This is a genomic window from Bartonella sp. AP57NXGY (assembly GCF_042195805.1).
Lineage (GTDB): Bacteria > Pseudomonadota > Alphaproteobacteria > Rhizobiales > Rhizobiaceae > Bartonella.
The window spans coordinates 6,182-17,655 of sequence record NZ_JBHIOZ010000029.1 but is presented as its reverse complement, the minus strand read 5'-3'; the positions used below and the strand labels follow the sequence as shown (position 1 = coordinate 17,655).

14 protein-coding genes are annotated in these 11,474 nt (G+C 37.5%); 12 read left to right on the top strand and 2 right to left on the bottom strand.

Annotated elements, in window-relative coordinates:
- The coding region (locus ACFIL8_RS04800; RefSeq protein ID WP_375689026.1) for a COX15/CtaA family protein at positions 1–303 on the top strand (303 nt) is incomplete at its 5' end.
- Between the two features lie 20 nt (positions 304–323).
- On the opposite strand, the gene argC is transcribed toward ACFIL8_RS04800, so the two are convergent.
- Positions 324–1,256: an N-acetyl-gamma-glutamyl-phosphate reductase gene (gene argC / locus ACFIL8_RS04795; RefSeq protein WP_375613064.1), complete on the bottom strand. Its 933-nt coding sequence runs from the start codon at positions 1,254–1,256 to the stop codon at positions 324–326.
- Positions 1,257–1,578: 322 nt separating this feature from the next.
- On the opposite strand from argC, the gene glyA reads away from it, so the two are divergent.
- The 6 genes from glyA to nusB all read left to right on the top strand — a co-directional run bounded on the left by glyA (position 1,579) and on the right by nusB (position 6,118).
- Positions 1,579–2,892 (top strand): serine hydroxymethyltransferase, encoded by a 1,314-nt coding sequence (glyA, locus tag ACFIL8_RS04790; protein ID WP_375629389.1) that lies wholly within the window; start codon positions 1,579–1,581, stop codon positions 2,890–2,892.
- A gap of 11 nt (positions 2,893–2,903) precedes the next feature.
- Positions 2,904–3,386, top strand: a complete 483-nt coding sequence (gene nrdR / locus ACFIL8_RS04785; protein ID WP_375611570.1) for a transcriptional regulator NrdR — start codon at positions 2,904–2,906, stop codon at positions 3,384–3,386.
- Entirely contained in the window at positions 3,379–4,509 is a 1,131-nt protein-coding gene (ribD, locus tag ACFIL8_RS04780; protein WP_375611590.1) for a bifunctional diaminohydroxyphosphoribosylaminopyrimidine deaminase/5-amino-6-(5-phosphoribosylamino)uracil reductase RibD, read from the top strand. The genes nrdR and ribD overlap by 8 nt, the downstream gene beginning before the upstream one ends.
- Positions 4,491–5,108, top strand: a complete 618-nt coding sequence (locus ACFIL8_RS04775) for a riboflavin synthase (RefSeq protein ID WP_375611571.1) — start codon at positions 4,491–4,493, stop codon at positions 5,106–5,108. Before ribD ends, ACFIL8_RS04775 begins: the two co-directional genes overlap by 19 nt.
- An 81-nt stretch (positions 5,109–5,189) precedes the next feature.
- Positions 5,190–5,645 carry a 6,7-dimethyl-8-ribityllumazine synthase gene (locus ACFIL8_RS04770; RefSeq protein ID WP_375611572.1) on the top strand — a complete coding sequence of 152 codons (456 nt, stop codon included), beginning with the start codon at positions 5,190–5,192 and terminating at the stop codon, positions 5,643–5,645.
- Between the two features lie 2 nt (positions 5,646–5,647).
- Entirely contained in the window at positions 5,648–6,118 is a 471-nt protein-coding gene (gene nusB, locus ACFIL8_RS04765) for a transcription antitermination factor NusB (RefSeq protein WP_015856452.1), read from the top strand.
- Between the two features lie 73 nt (positions 6,119–6,191).
- Here nusB and ACFIL8_RS04760 read toward each other — a convergent pair whose 3' ends face one another.
- Positions 6,192–6,671: an outer membrane protein assembly factor BamE gene (locus tag ACFIL8_RS04760; RefSeq protein ID WP_375611591.1), complete on the bottom strand. Its 480-nt coding sequence runs from the start codon at positions 6,669–6,671 to the stop codon at positions 6,192–6,194.
- Positions 6,672–6,892: 221 nt separating this feature from the next.
- Here ACFIL8_RS04760 and ACFIL8_RS04755 point away from each other — a divergent pair, with 221 nt between their 5' ends.
- The 5 genes from ACFIL8_RS04755 (at position 6,893) to ACFIL8_RS04735 (ending at position 10,786) form a co-directional block, all read left to right on the top strand.
- Entirely contained in the window at positions 6,893–7,450 is a 558-nt protein-coding gene (locus tag ACFIL8_RS04755) for a DUF177 domain-containing protein (RefSeq protein WP_375679305.1), read from the top strand.
- Between the two features lie 149 nt (positions 7,451–7,599).
- Positions 7,600–8,670 carry a phosphate acyltransferase PlsX gene (gene plsX / locus ACFIL8_RS04750; protein WP_375613059.1) on the top strand — a complete coding sequence of 357 codons (1,071 nt, stop codon included), beginning with the start codon at positions 7,600–7,602 and terminating at the stop codon, positions 8,668–8,670.
- Between the two features lie 49 nt (positions 8,671–8,719).
- Positions 8,720–9,694 (top strand): beta-ketoacyl-ACP synthase III, encoded by a 975-nt coding sequence (locus tag ACFIL8_RS04745; RefSeq protein ID WP_375613058.1) that lies wholly within the window; start codon positions 8,720–8,722, stop codon positions 9,692–9,694.
- Positions 9,695–9,771: 77 nt separating this feature from the next.
- The gene (locus ACFIL8_RS04740; protein WP_273791377.1) at positions 9,772–10,086 is read left to right on the top strand and encodes an integration host factor subunit alpha; all 315 of its coding nucleotides are present in this window, start codon (positions 9,772–9,774) and stop codon (positions 10,084–10,086) included.
- Positions 10,087–10,282: 196 nt separating this feature from the next.
- The gene (locus ACFIL8_RS04735; protein ID WP_375607116.1) at positions 10,283–10,786 is read left to right on the top strand and encodes a MerR family transcriptional regulator; all 504 of its coding nucleotides are present in this window, start codon (positions 10,283–10,285) and stop codon (positions 10,784–10,786) included.
- Positions 10,787–11,474: the final 688 nt, after the last annotated feature.

Sequence of the window (11,474 nt, the reverse complement as noted above, 5' to 3'; positions counted from 1 at the left end):
AATTTATTCGAAAATTCCTTAATGGTTCAATTTATTCATCGGTTTTTTGCTTATTTTTTATTGATTGCCTCGGCTATTCATGCTTTCTATGTACAAAAAAATGCTCCACATTCAACTCATTCTCGTCGTGCATTTCTTATCTGTGTTATGATTATTATCCAAGCAGTCTTGGGTATCTTAACACTGTTACATGAGGTTCCGATAAGTTTGGGGCTCATTCATCAAAGTATGGCATTAGTCGTGTTGTGTTTTGTTGTTGCACATTGGCGAGCAACAAAAGGGGCTTATCGCGTTGTTGAATAAAAGTTTGTGGGTAGGGAGGTTTAGTCGCTTGAAAGCATTAAATCGAGGTTTTGGATAGCTGCAGCTGATGCGCCTTTTCCTAAATTATCGAATATGGCGCTGAGATTAAAAATACCTTCACGATCATTTCCAAATACGAACAGTTTCATACCATCTTTATTGGCTAAACACTCTGGATTAAGTCTTTGAAGTGAAGCAGTTTCTTCTTGTGATGCAACTAAAATGGTATTTTGTCCATCGTAATGGTTTGCGAGAATTTCGCGCAAATCAGAACAGTTTGCTGATTTTGTGAATAAATGGCGATGCAGAGGAAGATTCACAATCATTCCTTGGGGAAAACGACCCACACTTGGTATAAAAACTGGGGGTTGATTGATTTGTCCATAGATTTTAATTTCTGGCACATGTTTGTGTTCAAGATTAAGACCATAGATAAAATAATTGTCCTGAATATTTTGTTGAGATTGATTTTCCATTTGTAAAATCAACTGTTTTCCACCACCGGTATAGCCGGAGATTGCATTAATCGAGATGGGATAATCGGCGTCTAGCAGTCCTGCTTCACGGAGTGGGCGAATCAAACTAATGGCACCGGTAGGATAGCATCCGGGATTGGTTATATAATGTGCTGCTTGGATGCGCTTTCTTTGTCCTGCTGTCATTTCAGGAAAACCGTAAACCCAGTCTGGTGCAACACGGTGGGCTGTCGAGCTATCAATAATCCTAATGTTTTTATTTTTTTGAAGCCAATGAACCGTTTCGCGTGCAGCATCATCTGGAAGACACAAAATAGCAATATCGGCTTGATTAAGATAGTCTTGTCGCAGATGAACATTATGGCGATCTTTATGAGCAAGAGAGAGTAGTTTTAAATCTGTACGCCTTTCTAAGCGTTTTTGTATTTGTAGTCCGGTTGTGCCATGTTCACCATCAATAAAAACTTTGGTTAGCATTTTTATTTGCCTTCGTATTAACTTTGCCTATTATATTCAGCTTTTCACATTATAAATTATTTTTAATCATTAAATTATTGAATTTCTTTAGATTATAGATATTTTTTGTAAAAGGTGTAAACAAATAAGAGTGTAAAAAAAGAAATGTAATCTCATTTTTTACTATTCTCGAGAGGAAAGTTTTTCGCTGTTTTTATAACAAAGAATAAGATAAATATTTGCCTCATTATTTTTGAGTGTAAGTAGTTTAAAATGTTTGGTTTGCATGGTTTGCTGTGTTATCGTTCCTTGACTTTATTTTTTTATGTTAGGAATGTGTTTTATGACTCAGCAAGAAAATGACGCACAAAAGCGCTTTTTTAATGATAATTTACAAACTGTTGATGGTGCAATTTTTGACGCAATTAGAGGGGAGTTTGAGCGTCAACAACATGAAATTGAGCTTATTGCTTCAGAGAATATTGTTTCAAGAGCGGTCCTTGAAGCGCAGGGGTCTGTTTTAACCAATAAGTATGCAGAAGGTTATCCAAGAAAGCGCTACTATGGTGGGTGTCAATTTGTTGATGTCGTTGAAGATTTAGCTATTGAAAGGGCAAAACTGCTTTTCGGTGCTGCGTTTGCGAATGTACAGCCTAATTCTGGTAGCCAAATGAATCAAGCTGTCTTTTTAGCTTTACTTCAGCCTGGTGACACATTTATGGGGTTGGATTTAAATGCTGGAGGTCACCTTACGCATGGTTCACCTGTTAATATGTCAGGAAAATGGTTTGATGTTGTTTCCTATGGTGTGCGTCAAGAAGATCAGATTATTGATATGGATGAGGTTGAGCAGCTTGCAAAAGAACGTAAGCCAAAACTTATTATAGCAGGGGGCTCATCTTATCCACGGCTATGGGATTGGGAAAGATTCCGTGAAATTGCAGATGAAATCGGTGCTCATTTACTCGTTGATATGTCTCATATTGCTGGTCTTGTTGCTGGTGGCGTGCATCCTTCACCTGTTCCACATGCGCATATTGTAACAACAACAACACATAAATCGCTTCGAGGTCCTCGGGGTGGTTTAATATTGACAAATGATGAGGCTTTATCCAGAAAAATTAATTCTGCAATTTTTCCTGGTCTTCAAGGTGGTCCTTTAATGCATGTGATTGCCGCAAAGGCTGTTGCGTTTGAGGAGGCTTTGCGTCCCTCTTTCAAGAGTTACAGTGCCAATGTTGTCGCTAATGCGAAAACTTTAGCAAAAACATTACAGGGTAATGGTTTTAATATTGTTTCTGGTGGTACAGATAATCATTTGTTGTTGGTTGATTTACGTTCTAAAAATCTAACAGGTAAACGTGCTGAATTGGCTTTGGGACGCGCTCATATTACCTGCAATAAAAATGGCATTCCTTTTGATTCTGAAACGCCATCTATAACATCGGGAATTCGTTTGGGATCACCTGCTGCCACGACGCGTGGTTTTTTAGAAAAAGAGTTTATTCAAGTTGGTCATCTGATTTCAGAAGTTCTTGATGGTCTTCGGAGTGCAAAAAGTGATGAAGATAATCATGCCGTTGAAATGGCTGTTGAGAAAAAGGTAAAAGATATAACGAATCAATTTCCTCTTTACTCTTATCTTAGCACTCGTTAAGGATACAAAGGATGCGCTGTCCTTACTGCCAATATGAGGATACACAGGTCAAAGACTCTCGTCCAGCAGAAGAGGGGGCAGTGATTCGCCGCCGCCGTGTGTGTTCCGTTTGTGGTGGTCGTTTTACAACTTTTGAACGTGTTCAGTTGCGTGAGCTCTTGGTTGCTAAAAAAAGTGGACGATGTGAACCCTTCGATCGTGATAAGTTAATGCGATCAGTTGATGTGGCTGTACGTAAGCGCAATATTGATCCTGATCATATTGAACGAGCAATTTCTGGCATTGTACGCCAGCTTGAAAGTTTGGGAGAACCAGAGATTTCTTCAGAAAAAATTGGGCATCTTGTGATGGAAGCATTGAAAAGAATTGATGATATTGCTTATATTCGTTTTGCTTCTGTGTATCGAGATTTTCGTAATGCAAGCGATTTTCACGATGTTATAGATGAATTGTCAAAGGGTATCGCGGATACAGAATCTCGTTTTGATGAATAAAAAAGTGCAAGATGAACGGTTTATGGCTGCAGCTATTCGTTTAGCAGAACGTCATGTCGGTCTTACAGGTGAGAATCCTTCCGTTGGTACGTTAATTGTGCGAAACGATAATGGTGCTGTGGGGGCTTTTATTGTTGGCTATGGCGTAACAGCTATTCATGGGAGTCCTCATGCGGAAGTGCAAGCTTTACACATGGCAGGTTCTTTGGCTCAAGGAGCGACTGCTTATGTTACTTTAGAACCTTGTGCGCATTATGGAAAAACTTCGCCGTGTGTGAATGCGCTTATTGATTCAGGTGTTTCTCGAGTTGTTATTGCGCTGACTGATTGTGACAAGCGTGTTGATGGTCATGGTATTGCTCTTTTGCGAGCGGCGGGTATTGAAGTGGTTGAGGGCATTTTAGCTGAAGAGGCTTTTGAATCCTTATGGACGCATTGGTGCATAAGGAAGATACAACGCTGTGCGGTCACTTTTAAAATGGCAATTTCTGCCGATAATGGTGTTGGAAAAAGAGAGAAGGGCAGCGTAAAAATTAGTGGAACACTTTCTCATGCCCATACGCATATTCTACGTGCTCAAAATAATGCTATCCTCGTTGGTATTGGTACTATATTAGCAGATGATCCACAACTCAATTGCCGCTTGCCAGGGATGGAGATGCGCTCACCAATTCGTATTATTTTGGATGCAGATTTATCTATCCCCCTTGATGCAAAAGTTGTCCAAACAGCCATAAAAATTCCTACATGGGTTATTTGTGATGTGGATATTTCAAAGAAAAGCAAAAAAAATGCATTGGAGCAATATGGTGTGTCTGTTTATTCGGTCGAGATGAACAATGGTTGTGTAGAACCCTTTGCTCTTTTACAGATGCTTTATAAACATGGGATTAATAGTGTTTTATTGGAAGGGGGTGTCAAGACAGGGGAAAAATTTTTGAATGCTGGTTGTGTTGATCATTTGATATGTTTTCATACCCCCATTGTTTTAGGCAAAAATCGTATTGAAGCCCCTCATTTTGGAAATTATCTCTCGCAGTTTCATGAGATTGAGACAAGAATGTTTGGAAATGACCGTTTTTATAAGTGGAGACGTAAGACATTATGTTCACAGGAATTATAACGGATATTGGTTGTGTTGAAGATGTTCAACCTTTAAAGCAGGGGATGCGTTTAAAGATTTCTACCCGCTATGCTATAGAAAGCTTAGCAATTGGGGCGTCAATTGCTTGTTCAGGAATTTGTCTGACAATTGTAGAGCGAGGATTAAAGCAAGAAGATTCCAATTGGTTTGTTGTCGAGGCGTGGGAAGAAACATTACGTTTAACGAATCTTGCACAATGGATAAAAGGAACTTTTGTTAATTTGGAACGTTCGCTTCGATTGGGTGATGAAATGGGAGGACATTTAGTTTCTGGTCATATTGATGGTTTGGCTGAAATCATTGATCAAAAAAATGAAGGGGATGCAATTCGCTTTTATTTAAAAGTTTCAAGACAATTTATGCCTTTCATTGTTAATAAGGGATCTATTGCACTTAATGGGACATCTTTGACTGTTAATGGTGTTGAGGATTGTGTTTTTGATGTTCTTATTATTCGCCATACACTTGAAATGACAACGTGGGGACAAGCTAAAATTGGAGATCGGGTCAATTTGGAAATTGATCAACTTGCTCGTTATGCTGCAAAACTTTTTACTTTAAAAAGAGAAGATGAATAAGCCAACACTCTATTGATCGTTTTCAGAATTTTATGCTTTATAACTTTGATTTTTTTGATTCGTTTTTTGTGGAATTCCATTATGATGAAAGAGATAGGTAAAAAGCCTCACGTATTGATTGTTGAGGCACGTTTTTATGAGGGGATTTCTGATGCACTTTTGAGAGGTGCAGTGAATACTTTGCAAAAAGCTGAAGCAAGTTATGATGTTGTAACGGTTCCTGGAGCATTAGAAATACCAAGTGCAATAGCTTTTGCTGAACAAAACAAGATATCGTATGATGGTTATGTTGCTCTTGGTTGTGTTATTCGGGGTGAAACATATCACTTTGAAATTGTTGCTAATGATTCTTGTCGTGCATTGATGGATTTAACTGTTCATCAGCACTTGGCTATTGGAAATGGTATTTTGACTGTTGAAAATGAAGAACAAGCATGGGTGCGTGCAAAACTAGATGATAAAAATAAAGGTGGTTTTGCGGCTGAAGCTGCTTTATGTATGATCGCTCTAAAAAAGAGATTTGGAGATAATCGTTAAATATGGCTGATATAAAAAGCAGACATTTTCCGCGTTCAGCCAATAAACGTGGAGCAGCAAGACTCGCTGCAGTTCAAGCACTCTATCAAATGGATATCGTGGGTTCGGGGGTGATGGAAACGGCAGCTGAGTATGAGGCTTATCGTTTGGGAAAAGATATTGATGGAGATCAATATCTTGAAGCTGATTTTCAGTGGTTTTTGGCTATTATAACGGGTGTTGTAAAAGATCAAAAGCAGCTTGATCCGCTGCTTCATCAACAGCTTTCTGCAGAGTGGTCTCTTTCACGTCTTGATTCTATATTGCGAGCAATTTTACGAGCAGGTTTATGGGAGTTGATCAACCGTAAAGATGTTCCCGTTGCAGTTGTCATGAATGAATATGTTGACATAGCAAAGGCGTTTTTTGAAGGTGATGAGCCAAAACTTGTTAATGCAGTTCTCGACAGTATGGCAAAAAAAGTCCGCCTCTAAGAGCTACAAATCCCTATTATAGATCTGATATTATCAGACCTATAATATTGAAACGGTATGCAGACTATATAATTTAGTTATGGGGTGGCAAATTCACAGGGCCTTTTATAATTTGAATTAAGAAAGGATGTTCTTTCGTTACAGTTGGCGTTGTTTGTGTAATAAAATCAAACACTTGACCGTCTTGTAATCCGTAATTTGCAACTTTTGCAACCTGATTATTTTTATTGAAGTAAATGGCTAAAACTTTGCGATCAATAATCTTTGTTTTCATAAACTGCATCCCACGATAACGTGTCTGTGAGATGTAATAAAAAACTTCATTATCATATTTTGTTTTTAATGAAGGGGTCCCTAAAGTTAAAAGAACTTGCTCTTGACTTGAGCCAATAGAGATAGAACTTAGAGCATTTTTATCAAGAACATAGCCCTCTCTATAAATTTGGCTCGAACCTGAAGAATCAAGAAGGCTACACCCAGCAAGCATTCCTATGCTTGCTATTGATAGACCAATCAATAATTTACGTTTGATTAAGGCTATTATGTGAGGCATTTGAAACAATGGTATCTCCTTTTTATACTGAGATGTAGGACAAGAAGGCAACCTCAAGTTTTTTCTAATTTTAACTTAATCTACCGTAGCTTACACTGAGTTTCCCTGTTATAAAGCAAATTATGCCATATAGAATTTCTTTAGAAAAGAAAAAAATGCATAAATACTTGAGATAAATAAAAACATAGTGCTTTACGCGTTTTTATGTTTGGGAGTTGTCAATGAATGTTCAAAATGTTCCTCAAATGACATTTGCTTTGGCTTATCCAATATCTGTACGTTCTCTACCTGCTAAAGGTATAAGGGTTCATTTTTGTGCAAACAAAAAAGAATGTACACATTTAGCCCAGAACCATGATTTAATTGAAGTAAAATCTTGTGAGGGAAAATTCCATATTTTCCCGTGGAAAAAACGCGGAGTGCGTATAAAAGGTCTGTTGCAAGCGCGTATACTACAGTTATGTGTTGTTACATTAGAACCATTAGAAAATATCCTTTGTGAAAATATTGAGGTTGTTTTTGTTCCTGAAGATTCAAATTTGATGAAGCCCCAAATATCAGAGGATACAGGGGAATTGTTTTTAGATGTGGAGGGGCTTGATACTCCTGAAGTGTTTTATGATGATAAAATTGATATTGGCGCAATCATGGAAGAGTTTTTTGAGTTGTCTATTAATCATTATCCACGTAAAGAAGGGATAAAGATGAATATGGGTGAAAATTTAGAAGAAGCAGAGCGAAAATTCTCTCCATTTTCTGTTTTGAAAAATTGGAAGTGATTGTAGAAACATACAAAAAATATCTATTGTATGCTAAACGGTATTTTCTGCGGAGCGATTTTCGCAAGATGTGCTGTGTGAGTATTCAGGAGCCAAAAATCATAATATGTATTTAAAGATGTAAATGAAAAGATGTGGGATATGCAAGCGTGATTAGAATTTCTGTGGATGTCATGGGCGGTGATTACGGTCCAGAAGCAGCTATTGCAGGAGCAGCAATTGTACAAAAATATTTATCAAATATTTATTTTCTATTTTATGGAGTAGAGGAGGCTGTTCGTCCGGTTTTAAAAAAATATCCCTGTTTGGATTCTGTATCGCGCTTTTGCCCTACAGAAAGTTATACACGCATGGATGAAAAGCCAAGCCAAGCACTTCGTAATGGACGTGGTAAATCATCAATGTGGTACGCCATTGAAGCGGTAAAAAATGGTGAAGCTGATGCTTGCATTTCTGCTGGTAATACGGGTGCACTCATGGCCATGTCTTATTTTTGTTTGAAAATGCTTGCAGAGGCTGAACGTCCTGGTATTGCGGGTATCTGGCCAACACTGCGCAGTGAGAGTATTGTTTTAGATATTGGAGCAACAATTGGTGCCTCTGCTAGTCAGTTGGTTGATTTGGCGGTTATGGGAGCAGGTATGTTTCGCGCTTTATATCACACTGAAAGACCAAGTGTTGGGCTTTTAAATGTGGGGGTGGAAGAGGTTAAAGGACTTTATGAAATAAAAAAAGCAGGAATGATATTGCGTGAAGTGCAATTAGAAGGATTGGAATATAAAGGATTTGTTGAGGGCAATGACATTGGAAAAGGAACAGTCGATGTTGTTGTGACAGAGGGGTTTTCTGGTAATATTGCTTTAAAAACCGCAGAAGGAACCGCGCGACAGATAGGAGAGATTTTAAACTCTGCAATGCGCAGTTCTTTTTTAACATCTCTTGGTTATTTTTTATCACGGGGTGCTTTTCGTATACTGAAACATAAAATGGATCCTGATAGGGTGAATGGAGGAGTTCTTTTAGGTTTGAATGGTGTTGTTATAAAAAGTCATGGCAGTGCTAATGCTAATGGTTTTGCTTCTGCTATCCGCGTTGGTTATAAAATGGTTAATAATGGACTTTTACAAAAAATAACGGCTGATTTACGGCGATTTCATGAAAATAAAGCAACACTTTTTGACCAAGAAGATGAAGCGGTGATGAATGGAGAGTCCTTATGATAAGCTCTTATAATAGAAATAAAAAATTTGAAGAAAAGGTAAGAGCTGAATGATTCGGTCAATTATACGTGGTGTAGGAAGTGCTTTGCCGAAAAGAAGTTTATCAAATGATGAGATTGCAAAGTTTGTTGAAACGTCAGATTCATGGATTGTTCAGCGTACAGGAATACGCCAACGTTATATTGCCAGTGAAAATGAAACAACTGTTTCTTTAGGAGTTGAGGCTGCGCAAGCAGCACTTACAAATGCTGGTTTAACAATAAAAGACATCGATTGTATTATTTTAGCAACGTCCACCCCGAATCGTACTTTTCCTGCTTCTGCTGTTGAAATTCAGCATGCTTTGGGAATGAGCCATGGATTTGCTTTTGATATTCAAGCTGTTTGCTCTGGTTTTATTTTTGCTTTAACAACAGGAGATTCTTATTTACGGTGTGGAGGGGCTAAAAGAATTTTAGTTATTGGATCCGATACATTTTCTCGAATTTTAGATTGGGAAGATCGTACGACATGTGTTTTGTTTGGTGATGGTGCTGGTGCTGTTATTTTGGAAGCACTAGAAACTGAGGGGGGTATTGCTTTTGAGCGTGGTATATTGTCTGCGAAATTGCGCTCTAATGGTGCTTATATAGATAAGCTATATGTTGATGGTGGACCTTCAACAACACAAACGACAGGCTATTTGCGTATGGAAGGACGAGAAGTTTTTAAATATGCTGTTGGTATGATAACGGATGTGGTTGATGATTGTTTTGCAGCTGCAGGTATGGATTCTTCACAACTAGATTGGTTTGTACCTCATCAGGCTAATAAGCGCATTATTGAAGCATCTGCTAAAAAGCTGGGAATTTCACTAGATAAAGTTGTGATTACCGTTGATCAACATGGTAATACGTCTGCTGCATCAGTTCCGTTGGCTTTAACAACAGCTGTTTGCGATGGAAAAATAAAAGAAGGAGATCTTATCATGTTAGAAGCCATGGGAGGTGGATTTACATGGGGAGCAATTCTTATTCGTTGGTAAATTATGGCTACTTGACCATATTTCAAGAAAACGTATAAGTCATTTTGTAATTTTTAATATTTTAATAGGTGGTTATAATGACAAGTAAGACAGTAACGCGTGCAGATTTAGCGAGCGTAGTTTGTAAAAGAGTGGGCTTGTCACATACTGAATCAGCAGCTTTAGTCGAATTGGTTTTGGATGAGATTTGCAACTCACTTGTAAGAGGTGAAGCGGTTAAATTATCTTCTTTTGCAACTTTTCAGGTTCGCAGTAAAAATGAACGTGTTGGACGCAATCCAAAAACAGGTGTTGAAGCACCGATTCCGCCGCGACGTGTTGTGACGTTTAAGGCTGCCAATGTCCTTAAACAGAGAATTTTAGATTCGCATCGTGCAAAACAGAAAAAATGATATCTCATAAATAAATGCCATGGTATGTTTGGTATTTGTTAAAGAAATGTATAAAATAAGGGTCTTTATTTTTTAGAAAAAGACTGGTGAGTAAGGTATCAATGATGGTCTTATTTTTGACTAATCTTGTTGAGAAATTGAGACAGAATGAGTCATTGTGAAGTAATTTATTTTGTTTTAAATAAGGTGTTACAAAATGGATAAAAGCTCTGATGCTTTTCGCACAATTAGCGAAGTAGCGGAGTTATTGGAGCTTCCGCAGCATGTCTTAAGATTTTGGGAAACACGTTTTAGGCAGATTAAACCAATGAAACGTGGGGGAGGAAGGCGCTATTATCGTCCGGTCGATGTTGATTTGCTCAATGGTATCAAGCAGTTACTATATGATCAGGGTTATACAATAAAAGGTGTGCAACGCCTTTTGAAAGAAAATGGTGTTGCTTTTGTGACTGCATTGGGTAATGGTGATCTTGATGCTATGAATGTGGTCATAGAGAAGAAACATGCAGGACAAACTTCTGAAAATGCTAGCAATAAGCCTAAGAAATCTTCTTTTGGGCTTTTGAGTTTCATGAGGAATGAGGGAGAAACATCTGTCGGTTCTGTGAATCTTTACAAAGATAAAACTGATAAAGCATTGTTACAAGAAATTCTGTTTGAACTCATTGAATGTAAGCGTGTTCTTGATAGAGCACGATAATAATATTTTTTTATTTTATATGTGTTTCGTAGATATTTAGATGTTTTATGGATGTGCACAGAATTTTATACGTTCAACGAGTAGTCATATATCGTATGTGTATATTTAACGAGTTTTTTATAAGAGTTTTTCATTTGGTAAAACATGAAGAAGAGAAAGAATAAACGCTGAGTTTTGCCATTTTTTTTGATTTGGCTTTATAAAAATTAAGGCAATATCTCATCAGTGTAGATTGCGGGATGTAGAATGCCATTAGCTTACCAATTCATGTGCTTGTTTTAAAGAGATGTTTCTTAAGGCTTCTTAATCTTATTTTACCATAATGCCTCGTGAATGATTAATGGTAAACTCGTTGAGTACCGCTATTTTTATACTTATGAAGGTTCAAGTCGGCATCATCATTATAATTATAGCCTGTTCTCAATAACTGAACAATTCTTAGCACTTTAGGCGGTTCATTGTAGGCATTTTAAAAGTCCTTTCTCAATAATTTTTATCCACACACTCATTCCGCTTGTTTCGTGCAAGCAAATGATTTTGATAGATTCAACATAAACATATTAAAAATAAGAGAAGCCTATGATATTCGAAACCTTATTTAATATGAATAACGATATATTATCATTATAAATCAATATCTTGTCCTTTTTATAAGGGCTTATCTTACGAATAAGAAATATCATTGTTC

What these genes read in the sequence shown, in the direction of transcription:
- ACFIL8_RS04740 (WP_273791377.1), top strand. Translation starts at nt 9,772, where the DNA reads ATGACAAGTAAGACAGTAACGCGTGCAGATTTAGCGAGCGTAGTTTGT.
- ACFIL8_RS04735 (WP_375607116.1), top strand. Translation starts at nt 10,283, where the DNA reads ATGGATAAAAGCTCTGATGCTTTTCGCACAATTAGCGAAGTAGCGGAG.
- nrdR (WP_375611570.1), top strand. Translation starts at nt 2,904, where the DNA reads ATGCGCTGTCCTTACTGCCAATATGAGGATACACAGGTCAAAGACTCT.
- ACFIL8_RS04745 (WP_375613058.1), top strand. Translation starts at nt 8,720, where the DNA reads ATGATTCGGTCAATTATACGTGGTGTAGGAAGTGCTTTGCCGAAAAGA.
- glyA (WP_375629389.1), top strand. Translation starts at nt 1,579, where the DNA reads ATGACTCAGCAAGAAAATGACGCACAAAAGCGCTTTTTTAATGATAAT.
- ACFIL8_RS04770 (WP_375611572.1), top strand. Translation starts at nt 5,190, where the DNA reads ATGATGAAAGAGATAGGTAAAAAGCCTCACGTATTGATTGTTGAGGCA.
- ACFIL8_RS04775 (WP_375611571.1), top strand. Translation starts at nt 4,491, where the DNA reads ATGTTCACAGGAATTATAACGGATATTGGTTGTGTTGAAGATGTTCAA.
- ACFIL8_RS04760 (WP_375611591.1), bottom strand. Translation starts at nt 6,671, where the DNA reads ATGCCTCACATAATAGCCTTAATCAAACGTAAATTATTGATTGGTCTA.
- ACFIL8_RS04755 (WP_375679305.1), top strand. Translation starts at nt 6,893, where the DNA reads ATGAATGTTCAAAATGTTCCTCAAATGACATTTGCTTTGGCTTATCCA.
- ribD (WP_375611590.1), top strand. Translation starts at nt 3,379, where the DNA reads ATGAATAAAAAAGTGCAAGATGAACGGTTTATGGCTGCAGCTATTCGT.
- nusB (WP_015856452.1), top strand. Translation starts at nt 5,648, where the DNA reads ATGGCTGATATAAAAAGCAGACATTTTCCGCGTTCAGCCAATAAACGT.
- argC (WP_375613064.1), bottom strand. Translation starts at nt 1,256, where the DNA reads ATGCTAACCAAAGTTTTTATTGATGGTGAACATGGCACAACCGGACTA.